We start from the raw sequence: 17,861 nt of genomic DNA on the forward strand, positions 1-17,861 counted from the left end.
TTGATATGTATTGGCAGATTATGATAATGGTAAAAAGCGTGTTAAAATTAATTTTGACATCAGAAATTATTAACGATTAAAATTACCAATTATTCATTTATTAACGATAAAATTATTTATTATGAAAAAACAATTACTTTTCAATTTTTCGAACTCATTTTCTAGAGCAAAGTCTTTCCGAATGGCAGCATTTGCAGCATTGACTCTTTTGAGTGTACAATCTTCTTTTGCTCAATATGCTTGGGTGGGCGGAACATCTTCTGAATTTTCAATGTTATCTAATTGGGATCCTGCACCAGTAGCTTTTGCAACTGCTGATATCTTTACTATCGGTGTGACGGGTAATAATGGTAATCAGGTAACAAATACGGCTGCAGTTAATTGTAGACAAATTACTTTAAATTCAGGCGTAACTTTTACTGCAAATGCTAATATTACAACTAGTTCTGCTGCTACTACTTCGGTTAATGGGGTATTGAATGTTATTTCAGGTACAAGTACTTTACCAAAACTTTATACTGGAAATACTGGTGTTGCTGGAGTTTCTGGGGTCTTAAATATTGAAAATGGTGCTACTGTAACAGGAAATAATGTTTGGCGAGTTGGAGCTAATGCCAGTTCTCCAGGAACTATTAATATTAATGGGGGTACTCTGACTTTGGGTACAGCGGGATCGTTGTCTTTAGGACACTCAAGTAATGGTACTTTAAATATCAATTCTGGAACAGTAAATATAAATTATACCACTTTTTCATCATTGGCAATTTCTGCTAAAGGTCTTGTAAATATCGACAATGGAACTATGATTATTCCTGGTGATCAGACGAATGCTGTACAGGCGTTTATTACTGCGGGAACTTTAAAAGCAGTAGCAGGAAAAACAATATCAAATACATTTGATGCAGGAACAAATCTAACAACTGTCGCTGCAGTTTCCTCACTTGGAGTTAATGAAAAAGCAACTGATGTTAATTCAATCGTGGTTTATTCTCAAGGGCAAAGTATAAAAGTTAATTCTGAAAATACACTCATTGCCGATGTAAATGTTTATGATATAACTGGTCATTTGATTGAAAGCAAAAAAAATATTCAATCGAAAGAAACTAGTTTGGATTTGAATACTTTAAATCAAATTGTGGTTGTAAAAGTAACAACAAGTAACGGTACTATTTTGAGTAGAAAAATAATTCAGTAATAAATTATTTCCTGTAAAGAACTTAAAAAGCTATTCCATATACTGTAATTTAGTATTTGGAATAGCTTTGGGTTTAAAAATGGTCATGTAATTTTGGAGTAATCAAAATGAAAGTAAATGTCTAAAATAAATGTAAAATGTAAAATTGTATCAAAAATTGCAATCTGTTGGATCGCTTTTCTTGGATTTAATACCTATGGTCAAAAAGTCAATAAAAACAAGCCATTGGAAGTATATTTGCTCATTGGACAATCGAATATGGCGGGTCGCGGCACAGTTGATACTCAAAGCCTAATTACTTCGGATGTAATTTTAATGTTGGATAAAACCAATAATTGGGTTCTTGCCAAAGATCCTTTGCATTTTGACAAACCATCTGCAGGAGTAGGACCGGGTATTAGTTTTGCACAAGCAATGCTTCATGAAAATAAGAACATCCAAATAGGGCTTATTCCTTGTGCTTGGGGAGGTTCGCCTATAAAAGTATGGCAACCAGGAGCCAAGTATTTTGAAAATTTCCCTTATGACGAAGCCATTCAGCGTGCTAAAATAGCTATGCAAAAAGGCGTTTTAAAAGGAATTCTTTGGCATCAAGGAGAGTCGGACAACGACCCTAAAAAAACCGAGGTGTATCTTGAAAAATTAAGAATCTTAATTGCTACTCTTCGAAAAGATTTGAATGCACCTAATCTTCCATTTGTGGCTGGTGAAATTGGTTATTTTAATAAAGAAAATTACATCAATACAATCATTAATAAACTACCTGATGCTGTAAAAAATACTGCTGTAGTTTCTGCCAAGGATTTGACAGACCGCGGCGATCATTTGCATTTTGATACGGCTTCGAGTCGTGAACTGGGCAAAAGATATGCTGTAGCCATGAAAAATTCACAGCAAAAATCAACTAAAAAACCTACCGTAGTACTCACTTTTGATGATGCTGAAATTACCCATTACAATAACGTCGCTCCATTATTATCTGAATATGGTTTTAATGCGACTTTCTTTGTTTGTGAATTTCCAGTAAAGAATGCTAGCGAAACCAAAGGATACATGAAATGGAGTCAGATTTTGGAATTACATAAAAAGGGTTTCGAAATTGGAAATCACACCGGACATCATAAAAACTTGACTAAATTGAGTCTGGAGGATATTAAAAAAGAAGTAAGTTATATCGATGAGAAGTGTAAAGAATTTGGCATTCCAAAACCCATTTCTTTTGCTTATCCTGGCAATCGAAACGACTCTATTTCGCAAAGGGTTTTGAAAGAAATGGGGTATAAATTCGCAAGAATTGGTGGTGCCAAAAATTATAAAGTGGGTGTAGATTCTAAATTAGCCATTCCGAGTTATACTGTTATTTCTTCAGATAAATTTAAACCTCGAACTATGAAAGCATTACAAGATCTAAAAGCAGATGATACTTTGGTCTTAACTTTTCATGGAGTTCCAGATACCATTCATCCTGATTATTCCACTTCTATTGCATTTTTAAAAGAGATTTTAGACTATTTAAAAGAAAATAATATTCGAGTAATTGCTATGAAAAATTTATAATACACATCAATTTTATAGTCATTGATACGAATTATAATTATCGTAAATAAGTAAAAAATCACCAAACTAATTATTTACTACCTAAAAAAAACGCCAAATACTTGGTATTTTATCACCTATGTCAATTATTGACATATTTTGGCTTGTTTTGATAAGCCCTTTTTTTAGCAATACAATAAATTTGTCAAGCTATTTAACCATAAATCAATTAAGCATGAAAAACAATACCATCAGATTCATTTTAATCCTTTGTTTGGTTTTTGCCACAACAAAAATTCAAGCCCAACGCATTGTCCAAGATTTGGATAGAGGGGTTGTAGCTATACGCACTGGTACTGCTAGAGCATTTGTATCTTGGCGTTTGCTTGCTACTGAACCTTCTAATACAGGATTTAATTTGTATCGTTCCGCAGGCGGAGCAACGGCAGTAAAATTAAATTCAACAGTACTTACAGCAGGTACTAATTATACTGATTCAGCTATAAATGTTGCAGTGTCTAACGAGTATTATGTAAAAGCAGTAGTAAACGGTGTAGAGCAAGCAGCAAGCAGGTCATTTGTAATGCCTGCCAATACAATTTGGCGATCATACATGAGTATACCTATCAATCAAATTCCAGCGGGATATACAACCAACTATGTGCGAGTAGGCGATTTGGATGGTGATGGCGATTATGATTTTGTTTTGGTCAAATTTCCGCCAAGTGGAGGAGGATCAATATTGGCGGAAGCGTATTTACAAGACGGAACTTTCTTGTGGCAATTGGATTGTGGTCCTAATAGTCTTGATACTTATAATAACGAACCTGGTTCATCTACATTGGATTGTGGTCATGGAGATAATATAGAAGTATATGATATAAATGAAGATGGAAAAGCCGAGGTAATCATTAGAACCGCCAATGGAGTAAAATTTGGTGACGGAGTAGTATTAAATTATCAGTCTAATAACAATGTTCAATTTATGTCTGTTTTAAACGGATTGACTGGGGCAGAAATTTCAAGAACTCAATATAATAATCCCTATTTGGTAGAAGGTCCTATGAATGGACATTTGGGAATTGCCTATTTGGATGGGATTCATCCTAGTGTAATTTGGGAAGCCAAGAATAGAACTGGAGATACTAATTTTAATGAAATGACTACTGCTTGGGATTGGAAAAACGGTACGCTTGTTCAAAAATGGCAGTTCTTGTCAGCAAATCAAGGAGGCAAAACGACTCCTTATGGACACCAAATACGAATTATTGATTTAGATGGCGATGGAAAAGATGAAATATGTCCCCAAGGTTTTGTTATTGATGATGATGGTACTTTGCTTTATACATTAGCCGATAAGGATATTTATCATGGTGACCGTTTTTTTATTGGAGATATGGATCCCAACAGACCCGGTTTAGAACAATATGGAATTCAACAAGGATATAGTAAATCTGGAATTATGTGGTATTATGCCGATGCCAAAACAGGACAGGTTTTGTTGACACAGAAAGACCCAGCTAATCGAGATATGGCAAGAGGAAACGTAGGCGATTTTGACCCACGTTTTTCGGGTTTTGAGTTTCATACCTTTACAGATCACCTTTATAACGTGTCGGGTGCACCAACTTCTGTCGTAAATATGCCTAGTTCTTACCCTAATTTCAGAATTTTTTGGGATGGAGATTTATTGACGGAGAATTTAGATTATGGAAGAATGACCAAATGGAATTATCTCGGGGATTCTGAATCAAGAATTCAAATCGACGGGAATAATAGTTTTTTTGGAGTAAACCCCAATGTAGGTCCTAATACACCTAGTTTTGTCGGAGACATTTTAGGAGATTGGCGTGAAGAAGTAATTTATGCCTCATCAGATCAAAAAGAATTGAGAATTTATACTACTCCAATTACTACCAATGAAAGAATTTATACCTTGTCTCAAAATCCAGCTTATCTAAACAGTATGCACGTTAGAGGTTATTATCAAGGGCATTTGACCGATTTTTATATTGGAGAAGGGATGCAAGAACCACCCATTTCACCAATTCAAAAAGCAGATAAATATTGGACAGGAACTAACAGTTTTGCATGGGATACCACTTCGAGTAACTGGGCATCTAACGGAGGAAGTGCTTTGTATGTAAATAATGATGTTGTAATGTTTGATTCAAGAGGAAATAATGCTAGTCCAATTGTATTGAATAGCGATTTTTCGCCAAAGAAAATATGGGCAATGAATCCAGCTGGGAAAGATTATATTTTTTCAGGATCAGGAAAACTGACTGGAACAATGGATTTTGTCAAAAGTCTTTCTGGAGCTGTAACTTTCAACGGTAATTATGATTACACAGGGACAACATTAGTTTCTGATGGAGCACTAAATGTAAACGGAACTTTAGAAAGTCCAGTAACCGTAAAGCCAAAAGGAGCTATTGGCGGAACTGGAACTTATAAAGGTGGCGTTATTTTAGAAAAAGGATTTAATATTGACGGAGGAAGAATTAATCCAGGCAATGGTATCGACGCCAGTTCAATAGGTTCTTTAACCATTAACGGAAATCTGGTAGTTCCCGGAAATAATAATTTCGCTTTTGATATTGTACCAGGTTCAACAAAAATAAATGATGATTTGATTGTAAACGGAAACATCACTTTTTCAGGGAAAAATAGTATTATTGTTGCATTCAAAGATAGTGATGTAAAAGAAGGAACTTATACCTTGATCAAATCGACAGCGACACTTACGGCTGTAGCAACTGATTTTATAGTGGTAGGTTTAGATGGAATTCCTAATGAAGTTATCATAGAAAACAACGAAATAAAACTTAAAATTGCCAGTTTGCGCAGTCCAGGAACCATCACTTGGAAGGCTTCGGTTGACAACAAATGGGATTCTGCTACAAAAAATTTCGATTTAAGTGCAGCTGCCACAGCTTTTACTCCAAAAGATGCTGTCATTTTTGATGAAACGGGATTGAACAAAACAGTTCAACTTTCGGTTATTGCCAATACTTCGGGAGTCAATTTTGATGCAACTAGCGATTATACCATTTCAGGAACTGGAGTTATTGACGGAGCAGGAGATATAGTCAAATCGAATACCAATAAAGTTACGCTTGACTTAACAAAAAATACTTATACAGGTAAAACAATTGTAAATGGCGGAACTTTAGCAGTAGCTGTCATCAACAATGGTGGAGAAGTATCTTCTTTAGGAACTACAGCCAATACAGCGGGTAATCTTGTGTTGAATAACGCCACCTTACAAATCAATCAAAATAGTACTACCGACAGAGCATTGACCATTACAGGAACATCTTCAATCCGTATTCCGACTGCGGCTAACTATGCTATTTTTACTGGAGATATTACAGGTACAGGGAATTTAGTAAAAGAAGGCCCAGGATCATTAAATTTATTATTTAACAATTCTTATTCAGGTACAACCACTTTAAAAGAAGGTAAAATTTTATTGAGAGGTGCTTTAGGAAATACTAGCGGACTAGGAACTCAAGGAAAATTAATTATCGAATCTGGAGCTTTGATTATGGAAGATAGACGTGCTTATGATGATCCTTTGTGGAACATTGAAGTACCATTGGATAAAATTGGTTCTTTTACACCTGACGGACGTTGTAACTTGAATGTTAAATTGACAGGAGCAGGCACATTAAATTTGACTACGCCATTCATTCGCACCGAGTTTAGAGGCGATTGGTCAGCCTTTACAGGAGTACTTAATATTAATGGAGATTTTAGATTAAATAATACCTTTGGATATGCCAATGCAACGGTAAATCTTACTGGTAACGGTCTTGATGGCACAGTACCAAATGCTTATTTATCGACTAGCACAAACAGAACAGTAAGGTTTGGAGCTTTAAATGGTATAACTACTTCACGACTAGCAAGCGCTAACTGGGAAATTGGAGCAAAAAACATTGATTCACAATTTAATGGTGTGATTGCTAGCAACCTGCTTACCAAAGTAGGTACAGGCTCTTTGATTTTGACAAATGCCAATACATACACAGGAGTGACCAATGTAAATGGTGGAAAATTGATTGTCAACAATACCACAGGAAACGGAGCGGGTACAGGAGCACTAACCATCAATAATGGAGGAACTTTGTCTGGAACTGGTATTTTGGCTAACACCATTAGTGTTGCTAGCGGAGGAACTTTAGCACCAGGTTATCCTTTATTGGGAACATTAACAGTGAACAAATCAGTAACGATGCAAGCAGGAAGTACGTATGAAACAGATGTATATGCTGACACAAACACTTCGGATGTTTTAACAACTGGAGCCAATGTAGTAACCTTAAACGGAACGCTTAACGTAGTCAACAGAAGTGGAGTGAATTTTGCTGCTGGCAATTCATTCAAAATTTTTAATGCAACGACTATTAATGGCAATTTTACGAGCATCAATCCAGCCACTCCAGGAGCAGGATTAAGTTGGGATACGTCAATGCTAAAAACCGATGGATTGTTAAAAGTGTCCACTTCATTGTCAACCAATACCGTTACTAAAGACAGCGAAATAAAAATTTTCCCAAATCCAGTAAAAAATAGTTTTGCTATCGATTTGCCAAATGAATTTTTGGGAGCAACTGTTGAAATCTACACTATTTTAGGTGTTAAATTAAAAACCATCGAAACCAAAGACGCATACGTTAAAGTTGATATTCAAAATTATTCAGCTGGAATTTATGTTGTCAAAATAGCGAAAGATAAATTATCATTCAGCGAAAGAATTATAAAAGAATAAGACTTGATTTACAAACATCAAAAAGATACAATGAAAAATAGAATCTTATTAATAGCTCTTTTATTGACTAGCAAATTGCTTTTTGCACATGAATGTCATCCACAAATGGTGAAGTGCCCAATCGATAATGTGGACGTAAAGTTTTGTGTTTATGGCGGTTCTTCGGCTTATGGAAATTATGCCGATTTTCAGACGAAAGAACACATGAACGATTACTATCAGGAATTGATAAAAAGTTGCCCTAAATGCAAATATTCGGGCTTTATAGCTGATTTTAAAATCCAATACAACGATGCTGAAAAAGTAAAAATAAAGACTTTTTTATCCAAATACGAAGGACTCAAAATTGACGATGCCAATCAATGCCAAATAACAGCTGAACTAAAAGAGTTTCTCAAAGAAAGGAATGATAAAATAGCTAATTATTTTTTGATAGGCTCTTATGTCTTGAAAATGAATCCCCAAAAAGTAGCTTATCGAAAAGAGTTACAAAACAAAGCGAGATCCTATTTTGTAAAAGCAATTGCTAATAATGAATATGCTAATCCAGTGGAACTAACTTCCATAAATTATCTAATAGCTGAATTGTATAGACGTACATCCGATTTTAAGAACGCCATAAAGTATTACGATTTAGTAATCAAAAGCCCTAAAAAAAGTTCGTGGATAGAAGAAATGGTTGTTATACAAAAGGAACTTGCAGTCAAAAAAAATGACATTAATAGTATTTAAAATCAAAAATCACCAACCATTTTTGACTATTAAACCAAAAAAAAAACAGTAGCAATTTTTTTTGCTACTGTTTTTTTTTATGACTATACTGTTGCCTTAACAGGCAATGGAATTTGATTTTTGAGTAAGTCTTCAAATGTTTCATGAGCACGAATCAAATGACCTTCGCCGTTCAACCATAATACTTCAGCAGGTTTGTATCTTGAATTGTAGTTCGATGACATCGAGAAGCAATACGCTCCTGCATTTCTGAAACTCAAAATATCACCTTCGTTGATTTCTGCAATTCTGCGGTTACTGGCAAATGTATCAGTTTCGCAAATGTATCCTACAACCGAGTAAAAACGCTCTTTCCCTTTTGGATTAGAAATGTTTTCGATATAATGTTGCGAACCATAAAACATTGGTCGTATTAAGTGATTGAAACCACTATCAATACCAGCAAAAACAGTAGAAGTAGTTTGTTTTACTACATTTACTTTAGCCAAGAAATAGCCAGCTTCACTAACCAAGAATTTACCAGGTTCAAAAATTAAAGTCAAATCTTTACCATATTCTTTGCAGAAAGCATTGAATCTTTTAGATAATTTTCTACCCAATTCTTCAATGTCGGTTTCTACATCGTCTTTTTTATAAGGTACTTTAAATCCACTTCCGAAATCTAAAAACTCTAGATTTTTGAAGTTTCTGGCAGCGTCAAACAAGATTTCAGCTGCATACAAGAACACTTCAATATCTAAAATATCAGAACCTGTGTGCATGTGAATTCCAACAATGTTCATTTTTGTATTTTCAACAATACGCACTAAATGTGGTAATTGGTGAACAGAAATACCAAATTTACTATCGATATGCCCCACCGAAATATTAGCATTTCCACCCGCCATTACGTGTGGATTGATACGGATACAAACCGGAACAGTTGGATGTTTTGTTCCAAATTGCTCCAATATCGATAAGTTATCAATATTGATTTGAACACCCAAAGCCGAAACTTCTTCAATTTCTTCTAAAGAAACACCGTTTGGCGTAAAGAAGATTTGATCTGGAGAATATCCAGCATGAAGTCCTAATTGTACTTCTTGAATAGAAACAGCGTCTAAACAAGAGCCACATTCTCTCAACAATTGAAGAATGGCAACGTTAGACAATGCCTTCATGGCATAATTGATACGCAATTTTTCTACTTTAGAAAAAGCAGCTGTTAATCTTTTATATTGTGACTGGATTTTTGCCGCATCATACACGTATAATGGACTTCCAAATTGTTCGGCTAATTGTACTAAGTCTTTCGCTTGCATTATATTATTTTTAAGCAAATTTATTACTCTTTATCGATTCCCACAATAGGAAAACTTAAAACTAACAAATTGTAACAAATTGTTTTGAAATAAACATATATCGATGTAATTTTTATTTTTTAAACAAAAAAGTAGTTAAAGAAATTTAGAATTTTATTTTGACATAGATTCAAATTAGGTTTTTACAATTTCTTCATTTCTGTTTACAAAACTCGAAACGGTCAGTCGATGAACACTTAATATTCTTCCGATAGCACTATAGGAAACTTTTCTATCTAATAAATCCTGAATTTTTTTCTCCTGTCCAGTCAGTTTAGTTTTAGCCGATTTACTTCCTTTTGGACGCCCTAGAATAACTCCTTCTGCACGTTTTCTGGCTAATGCTTCTTTGGTGCGTTGTGAAATTAGATTTCTTTCTATTTCGGCAGAAAGTCCAAAAGCAAAAGCAAGCACTTTAGAATTAATATCACTTCCTAATCGATAATTATCTTTAATGGTCCAAACCTGAATGTCTCTGTTCATACATTCATTAAGAACCCCCATAATCATCAATAGATTTCTACCCAAACGAGAAAGTTCAGAGCAAATAAGAATATCTTCTTTTTTCATTTTTTTGAGCAGTTTGCCTAACTTTCTTTCATCTACATTTTTTGACCCCGAAATAGTTTCTTCAATCCATTTATCGACAACGTATGTGTTTTTACCACAAAATTGGTTGATTTCATACCTTTGATTTTCTACAGTCTGTTTGTCTGTACTTACTCTGATGTAACCGTAAATCATAATTTTTTTCTGTTTAAATTTATTGAGTAAATGTATTGTATAAAATAAACTAGAACTGTATAAATTAAAACAGACTATTTTAAACAGCAGTATTTGAGCGATTATGTTAGTCAATTTTCTAATTTTTCTGAATTCAATACTTCTGAAAGTTGGGTGGTTCTTTCTTCAATTGAAAAGCAAATTAAGATTAAGATTGAACGTATTGGCACTCCATTAAAGAATTGGAATATCCGTATAAATTATGGCATTAAAACTGGATATAATGAAGCGTTTATTATTGATGGGAAGAAGAAAGATCAACTAATAGCAGAAGATCCAAAATCTGCTGATATTATACGACCGTTACTTCGTGGAAGAGATATTAAACGTTATTCTCACGAATATGCTGATTTATACTTAATTACTACTTTTCCTAGCTTAAAAATAGATATAGATTCTTATCCTTCTGTAAAACAACATCTTATAGGTTTTGGTTTTGACAGATTAAAACAAACTGGAGATAAAGGAGCAAGAAAAAAGACTAATAATCAATGGTTTGAAACACAAGATTCGATAAGTTATTGGGAGGATTTTTTTAGACCAAAAATCATTTATCCTAATATGACAAAATTCTTACCTTTTATGTATGACGATAAAGAATATTTAACTAATCAAAAATGCTTTATAATCACAGGAGAAAAAATTGAATTTTTGGTTGCTTTTCTTAATTCATCTTTGTTTAAATATTGCTTCAAAGAAAATTTTCCTGAACTACAAGGAGGTACTAGAGAGTTAAGTAAAATATTTTTTGACAAAATTTCTATTTTGCATATTTCAGAAGAAATGAATTTACACTTCAAAAGTTTAATTGATAAAGTTCATTATTTAAAATATAATAATGAAGCTTCGAAAGAAATTGAACTTCAAATTGATAATAAAATTTTTGAATTATATAATTTAACAGATGAAGAGAAAAATGAAGTAGGATTTATTGAGATTCAATAAAATCTATTTCTTCATCTGTTAAGTCAAATGATTTATATATAATTTCATCAATATTTTCTAACGATGATAAAGAAGTCTCTATTAATGTTTTAAGATTTTTTTTCTCATTGTCTAAAAAATTAGGCATAGGAAAATTTTCAAAAAAAGTATGTTTCATTCTAATGCCGGTTTCACCTAAACCACCACCACCATAAAATGTTTTAACCGCATAGAAAAATAAATTAGAATTGAGAACGGCGATTAAAATATCTAAATCATTACCAGTAATAATTCTGGCGGTATCTAAACACATATATTTTCCTTCATAATCAAGAATAAAACTTGATTCTTGCACCATTTCTTGAAAAATAATTTTTTGTTTATAAAAATCCTCCATATAAGCACAGTTTCTTAAATTGTATAAACTATCTCCTTTGTCAGTGCGTTTTTCTAATATTTGATAAAATTGGTCAAGATGATTTTTGATTACAGGATAATTCTCTATATTTATAGGCTTTACCCCTTTTTCTTTAATTCCATTATGAGTATTTATTAACCATAAATCCGCAAAATCATAACTATATTTTTTAATGTCTCTGCCACGTAAAATAGGTCGTATAATTTCGGCAGATTTGGGATCTTCTTTTATCAATTGATCTTTCTTTTTTCCATCAATGATGAAAGCTTCATTGTAGCCTGTTAAAATTCCACGATAAATTTTAATATCCCAATCACGTAATGGTTTTCCAACTGCCTCGATTTTAGTCTTTATGCGTTGTTCTATTTCACTTAAAATTACCCAACTTTCAGAAGTATTGAATTCAGAAAAATTAGAAAATTGTCTAACATAATCGCTCAAATTAATTAACATCTTTTCTTTGACAATACAAGCTTGTGTTTGTTGCCTATTTTTATCCTTTGAAAACATTAATATATTCGTATCGACTGTTGCTGTATCAAAGATTTGTGTACCGCCAAAATCAATTAAAACCAGTGGATTTGTTTTCTCAATAAAAAACTTTCGTAAACTTTCACCATAAGCGGCACGCATCCATTTATTTGAAGTAATAAATGTTAGCAAGCCTTTATCTTTTAAAATTTGATGCCCCAATTCATAAAATAAACTATAAATATCACCTGTTCGGGCAAAAGTTTCATATCCTATTTTTTGTAGCGCATCACTATCGGCTCCCATTTTTTGCAATTGGATATATGGCGGATTTCCAATAATGGCATCAAAGCCAATAAAATCGCCTTCATCATCTAAAACTTCAGGGAATTCAAAACGCCATTCAAAGGCATTTTCATAAATTTTGTTATTTGTAATTTCCTCTATAAAATCCTCAATTTTTTGGATTTTACTTTCAAGTTCTTTTTTGTCTTTCTGTTGTGCTTTAGTTAAAGTGGCTTCAAATAATTGAACACTTTCATATTTTGTAAAATAGTCAGCTCTAAATTTTTGTAAGTCTTTTATTTCCTTGCTGTTTTTGTTGATTTCGGTTCTGAAATTGTTTTTAATTTCATTAATCAGTTTTTCTAAATCCCATTTTTGTTCTTTACTTACAGCATTTCTATAATTGGCAACGGCATTTTTATAATCGTCAATTGAAATTTTACTTTTCTTTAATGATGCCTTCAAATCACTATTCAAAGGAAAACGGCTAATAAGTGAATTTCCATTTTTGATATTAATATCAATATTTGGTAACGTTTCCAGTTCGGTTTTGTTTTTGTAATAAGTATTTTTTAATAACTCAATCCACAAACGCAAACGACAGATTTTTACCGAGTTTGGATTGATATCTACACCAAATAAACAGTTTTCAATAATGAGTTGTTTTTCGTGAAATAAGGTTTCCTGAATGCGTTGGCTTTCTTTGTTATTAGGATTGTAATCAAATAACTTTCCATCTTCATCAGTTACAATAAGTTCATCATTTTCCACTTCAACGTGATAAAAATTTAAATTTCTTCCTTCTTTGTCCTGCAAGATTTTTAAATCATTTTTGATGGCAATTAATTCATTTAAAGCAGAAACTAAAAAGTGACCAGAACCAACAGCGGGATCACATATTTTAATACTGTTTATGATTTGATTGGCTTCTTTTTTATCTTGGATTTTATTGTACAATTCATCAAATTCTTTACAATCCCATCCTTTCGTATCATTAAATTTTTGGACAACAGTTTTTCGCAATGTTTCGCGACACATATACATCGTAATGATTCCAGGAGTAAAGAAAGAACCGTCTTTATAGCCATTTATTTTTTCGAAAATTAATCCTAAAACGGAAGCATTAATCAACGTTTTGTTGTCTTCCTGAATTTCTTCTGAACCTTCACTGCTAAAATCATAAGCATTTAGGAATTCGAAAAGATATTCTAAAGTGGTTAAATTTCCTGTTCGTTTCTTGCCTTGTTCATCTTTCAAAACTGTCGTAGAAAGGACAGGTATTTTCTTGTCATCTTTTAAATTACTGATGAAAAGTGTTGAATGTTCTATTTCTGTTGGTTCAAATAGCGAACTATTTAAATACGGAACTTTTTCAAAAAGTTTTTTTACATCGTCGTTTCTTTCTTCGTGTTTTCGAGCTAATACCTGAAAAAATAAACTGTTCAAATCATCATATTCTTTGATTCTTTCTAAATTCAGAAACGAATAGGATTTGTCACCTTTGTGGTAGGTAATTAATTGCGCTTCAAGTAATTTTAAAAAAAGAATTCGGTTAATCCAAGTAATGTTTAATGTCAGAGCTACATTAAACAAACGTTCTTGATGTGTTTCACCATACAAAAAAGCTTTATCTAATCTACTGATTTTATCCAGACTGTCTAATTGGATAATGGTATCTTCCAATATAGTTCCTGAATGGCGCTGTCCTTCTTTATTGCGTTCAATCAATCTTTTACCTCCATCTTTTGTTTCTATTAAACCTATAATGTGTAAGAGTTCATTATAGAAACGTTTGTCTAATGTATTACTATCATTGGTAAAAGGAAGTTTTAATAAATGCTCGGGAGACAAAAGTTTGTATAAAGCGATAAGCTCATTATCATCTTTTGTATTATTATTAGTGATGATTTTTTGATAGTCTCGGATATCGAAATAAGTGTATTCTATTTCTTGAGTGATATTCCCGATAAATGGTTTGGCAATTTCTGAATAGAAAAAATCGGTTGTATTACCCGATAATCTATTGTTTTCAAAATCTTCAAATTGCTTTACTAAATTTTTATTTTTAGCAAATAATTTTTCAAACACAACTGCATCAAAAATGTACCATTCATAAATATTGGTAATTACTAAATTTTTGACTTCAAGATTTTTATGTGTAATTCTTTCCCGTAAATAATAAAGCACTAATTCCTGTAATGCTTTTGCATTCAGGCTTTTTTCGCTAACCATTTCAGATTTATTACTGATTTTTTTAGCTTCAATAATTACACCAACTGAACTTTTAGCAGTACTGTTATTATGAATAACCAAATCATTTTTTCCTCTCGTATTAATGAAATGATTGGCTTCGTAATATGTTTTTTTAAGAAAGTCAGAAACTATATTTTTATGGAATTCCTCGGATTCTTTATCATTGATTCTATCTAATAATTGAATAAGATTAGTCTTGAAATTTTCAATATCAATTCTATTCGGTTTTACTTTTAGATACGCTTTATTGAGTGCTTTACGAGGTTTAAGTATTTTTATTTCCATTTAATTTACCATTAAGGATTTTATATTTTTATCGTTTTGCTGATGTCAGAAAAACGATATTTACTTATTTTAGTTTCTTGATATTTTGGTTTCCCATTAGCGATTTCAATTGTGTAATGGCTATTTGGTTTTAAGTTTATAACTATTCAATTTAGTTTTAATTATGGCGAATTCGCCATAATTAAAATTTTTATGAAAATGATTTCAAACGCATCAATTTAGTATTATTTCTTATTGTTTTTAATCTCCTTTTCCAAGGCTTTCAGCACTTCTAAATCTTCGTCATCTGCTTTTTTTGCTTCTTCTGTTTTTCGTTTGGTGTTAAAAGCGAGATATACTTTTTCTGCCATTTCCTCCATTTGTGCATTACTGATATTGCCTTTGCCTTGTAAAATGGGTTTGTTGTTAAGGTCTAAAATTTTATCTACATTTTCTTTCCAAAAATTCATTGTAATATCCTGTCTGTTCTTGGCTCGTAATTCGGCTGTTTCTAAAAAGACAACAATAAAACGATTAAGACTGTCTATTTCATCTTTGGTTAGGTAATTCTTTGCAATAAAAACATCTTGTTTTCTGACTACTGTACCTTTCCAACTGGTCAATGCCATATTGGTTTCGTTGGCATTAGCTCTGCTTACAATAATTTCGGCAGCCGTTTTTCCTGTAATGGCAAAGAGTAATTTATTCTGTGTTTCGGCAAAAAACATTTGAGTTGCTTTGTCAGTAACATCATAATCGCTGCTCAAGGCAAACAAATCTCTTACTTTTTGATAAAAACGTTTTTCAGAAGCTCTTACATCTCTTATTCTCGCAAGTAGCTCATCAAAATAATCAGGTCTTCCGTCAGGGTTTTTAAGACGTTCGTCATCCATCACAAATCCCTTAATCATATATTCTTTCAGATTGCGATTTGCCCATTGTCTGAATTGTGTTCCTCGCTTGCTTCTTACCCTAAAACCAATAGCAAGAATCATATCTAAACTATAAAAAGTAACATTGTAATTTTTGCCATCCGAGGCAGTTGTAAAGTAATCCTTTACAACTGAATTTGAATCTAACTCATTGTCTTCTAGTATATTGTTAATGTGTTGTCCTATGTTTTGTTTAGAGGTGTCAAAAAGTTCTGCAAGCTGTTGTTGATTCATCCAAACCGAATCTCCTTTGACAAAAAGCGAAACGGCAGACTTCCCATCTTGGGTGTTGTAAATAATGATGTTTTGTTCTTCTGACATATAAAGCTTGGATTTCTAATCTTTAAAATTATCCACTAAAAGTAATCTTTTTCAACTAATAATCTATTTCGAATTAAAATAATTTTTGCAACGTTTTTAAGAAATTTTAAACAAAAAAAAGACCTTGAAATGAATCAAGGTCTTTTATATAAATATTTATTGGTTTATTATACTCCAGGTAAATCACCACCTTCTTTAGTAGGTAGGTTAGATGAACCCATTAAGTAAATATCTACTTGTCTAGCAGCTTCGCGACCTTCAGAGATTGCCCAAACAATCAATGACTGTCCACGACGCATATCACCAGCAGTAAAGATGTTTGAAACATTGGTTTGGTATTTACCATATTCTGCTTTGTAGTTGCTTCTGAAATCCAATTCGATACCTAATTGTTCTGCTAAAGTTTTTTCAGGGCCTGTAAATCCTAAAGCTAACAAAGCTAAATCACAAGGCCATGTTTTTTCAGAACCAGCAACTTCAATTAATTCTGGACGTTGACCAGGAACCATTTTCCATTCTACGTTAACTGTTTTTAGGGCGATTAATTTACCATTGGCATCTTTAACGAATTCTTTGGTGTTAATCAACCAGTTTCTTTCAACACCTTCTTTGTGAGAAGAAGAAGTTTTCAGTTGTAGCGGCCAGTAAGGCCATGGTGTTGATTCGCTTCTTCCTACTGGAGGTTTTGGCATAATCTCAAAGTTAGTTACTGATTTTGCACCGTGGCGATTAGATGTACCTACACAGTCGGAACCTGTATCTCCACCACCAATTACGATTACATCTTTACCAGTAGCCATTATTTGGTTTTCTATTTTTTGACCAAAAACAACTTTTGTTTGTTGTGTCAAGAAATCCATTGCTTGAACTACTCCGTCTGCATCAGCACCTGGAGTTGGTAAGCCTCTTCTTTCTGTTGCTCCTCCGCAAAGTACAATAGAATCAAAAGCTTTCAAATCATTGATTTCATAGTTAACACCAACGTTAGTATTTGTTTGGAATGTTATACCTTCGGCTTCTAATATAGCTACACGACGGTCAATTACTCCTTTTTCCATTTTGAAATTAGGAATACCGTAGCGCAATAATCCACCTACAGCATCTTCTCTTTCAAATACAGTAACCAAGTGTCCTGCTCTGTTCAATTGTTGCGCAGCAGCTAAACCAGCAGGTCCTGAACCTACTACAGCCACAGTTTTTCCAGTTCTTACTTTTGGTGGTTGTGGTTTAATCCAACCTTCGGCAAAAGCACGTTCAACAATATTTTTTTCTATGTTTTCAATAGAAATAGGTTCTTCAATAATTCCTAATACACATGCTTTTTCGCATGGAGCAGGGCATAAACGTCCTGTAAATTCAGGGAAGTTATTTGTTGAATGTAGTATCCAAGAGGCTTTTTGCCATTCGCCTTGGTGTACCATGTGATTAAAATCGGGTATCAAATTTCCTAGAGGACATCCACTATGACAAAAAGGAATTCCGCAATCCATGCAACGGGATCCTTGTTTTGTTATTTCAGCTTCACTCAAAGGAACCGTAAATTCATTATAATGTCCTATACGCTCTTTTACTGCTGTGTATGTTTCATCTTGTCTTTCGAATTCTTTAAAACCTGTTACTTTTCCCATTA

The 17,861-nt window shown here is 33.0% G+C and carries 10 protein-coding genes; 5 read left to right on the forward strand and 5 right to left on the reverse strand.

The window, feature by feature from the left end; all coding sequences use genetic code 11:
- Window positions 1-121 precede the first annotated feature (121 nt).
- The 4 genes from OZP15_RS07030 (at window position 122) to OZP15_RS07045 (ending at window position 8,240) form a co-directional block, all read left to right on the forward strand.
- Window positions 122-1,195 (forward strand): DUF8694 domain-containing protein, encoded by a 1,074-nt coding sequence (locus tag OZP15_RS07030; RefSeq protein WP_269227742.1) that lies wholly within the window; start codon window positions 122-124, stop codon window positions 1,193-1,195.
- A gap of 117 nt (window positions 1,196-1,312) precedes the next feature.
- Window positions 1,313-2,752 carry a sialate O-acetylesterase gene (locus OZP15_RS07035; RefSeq protein WP_269227743.1) on the forward strand — a complete coding sequence of 480 codons (1,440 nt, stop codon included), beginning with the start codon at window positions 1,313-1,315 and terminating at the stop codon, window positions 2,750-2,752.
- A 214-nt stretch (window positions 2,753-2,966) separates the two neighbouring features.
- Entirely contained in the window at window positions 2,967-7,508 is a 4,542-nt protein-coding gene (locus OZP15_RS07040; RefSeq protein ID WP_281337381.1) for a rhamnogalacturonan lyase family protein, read from the forward strand.
- Between the two features lie 30 nt (window positions 7,509-7,538).
- Window positions 7,539-8,240, forward strand: coding sequence for a DUF2225 domain-containing protein (locus tag OZP15_RS07045; RefSeq protein ID WP_281337382.1), 702 nt, complete (start codon window positions 7,539-7,541; stop codon window positions 8,238-8,240).
- Between the two features lie 83 nt (window positions 8,241-8,323).
- Here the strand turns inward: OZP15_RS07045 and lysA are convergent, their stop codons facing one another.
- A complete protein-coding gene (lysA, locus tag OZP15_RS07050; protein ID WP_281337383.1) occupies window positions 8,324-9,541 on the reverse strand; it encodes a diaminopimelate decarboxylase in 1,218 nt (405 codons plus the stop codon).
- Between the two features lie 174 nt (window positions 9,542-9,715).
- Window positions 9,716-10,324, reverse strand: a complete 609-nt coding sequence (locus OZP15_RS07055; RefSeq protein ID WP_269227747.1) for a master DNA invertase Mpi family serine-type recombinase — start codon at window positions 10,322-10,324, stop codon at window positions 9,716-9,718.
- A gap of 93 nt (window positions 10,325-10,417) precedes the next feature.
- On the opposite strand from OZP15_RS07055, the gene OZP15_RS07060 reads away from it, so the two are divergent.
- Window positions 10,418-11,308: a TaqI-like C-terminal specificity domain-containing protein gene (locus tag OZP15_RS07060; RefSeq protein WP_281337384.1), complete on the forward strand. Its 891-nt coding sequence runs from the start codon at window positions 10,418-10,420 to the stop codon at window positions 11,306-11,308.
- Here OZP15_RS07060 and OZP15_RS07065 read toward each other — a convergent pair.
- From OZP15_RS07065 to OZP15_RS07075, 3 genes are all read right to left on the reverse strand, one after another.
- The gene (locus OZP15_RS07065; protein ID WP_281337385.1) at window positions 11,292-14,999 is read right to left on the reverse strand and encodes a DUF7149 domain-containing protein; all 3,708 of its coding nucleotides are present in this window, start codon (window positions 14,997-14,999) and stop codon (window positions 11,292-11,294) included. The genes OZP15_RS07060 and OZP15_RS07065 overlap by 17 nt on opposite strands.
- 224 nt (window positions 15,000-15,223) lie before the next feature.
- A complete protein-coding gene (locus tag OZP15_RS07070; protein ID WP_269227751.1) occupies window positions 15,224-16,231 on the reverse strand; it encodes a virulence RhuM family protein in 1,008 nt (335 codons plus the stop codon).
- 167 nt (window positions 16,232-16,398) lie between these two features.
- Entirely contained in the window at window positions 16,399-17,859 is a 1,461-nt protein-coding gene (locus OZP15_RS07075; RefSeq protein WP_281337386.1) for a glutamate synthase subunit beta, read from the reverse strand.
- Window positions 17,860-17,861: the final 2 nt, after the last annotated feature.

It is taken from the genome of Flavobacterium eburneipallidum (genome assembly GCF_027111355.2).
GTDB classification, from domain to species: domain Bacteria; phylum Bacteroidota; class Bacteroidia; order Flavobacteriales; family Flavobacteriaceae; genus Flavobacterium; species Flavobacterium eburneipallidum.

Coding starts and splice junctions, on each gene's coding strand:
- OZP15_RS07075 (WP_281337386.1), bottom strand. CDS start 17,859: ATGGGAAAAGTAACAGGTTTTAAAGAATTCGAAAGACAAGATGAAACA.
- OZP15_RS07055 (WP_269227747.1), bottom strand. CDS start 10,324: ATGATTTACGGTTACATCAGAGTAAGTACAGACAAACAGACTGTAGAA.
- OZP15_RS07065 (WP_281337385.1), bottom strand. CDS start 14,999: ATGGAAATAAAAATACTTAAACCTCGTAAAGCACTCAATAAAGCGTAT.
- OZP15_RS07045 (WP_281337382.1), top strand. CDS start 7,539: ATGAAAAATAGAATCTTATTAATAGCTCTTTTATTGACTAGCAAATTG.
- OZP15_RS07035 (WP_269227743.1), top strand. CDS start 1,313: ATGTCTAAAATAAATGTAAAATGTAAAATTGTATCAAAAATTGCAATC.
- OZP15_RS07030 (WP_269227742.1), top strand. CDS start 122: ATGAAAAAACAATTACTTTTCAATTTTTCGAACTCATTTTCTAGAGCA.
- lysA (WP_281337383.1), bottom strand. CDS start 9,541: ATGCAAGCGAAAGACTTAGTACAATTAGCCGAACAATTTGGAAGTCCA.
- OZP15_RS07070 (WP_269227751.1), bottom strand. CDS start 16,231: ATGTCAGAAGAACAAAACATCATTATTTACAACACCCAAGATGGGAAG.
- OZP15_RS07040 (WP_281337381.1), top strand. CDS start 2,967: ATGAAAAACAATACCATCAGATTCATTTTAATCCTTTGTTTGGTTTTT.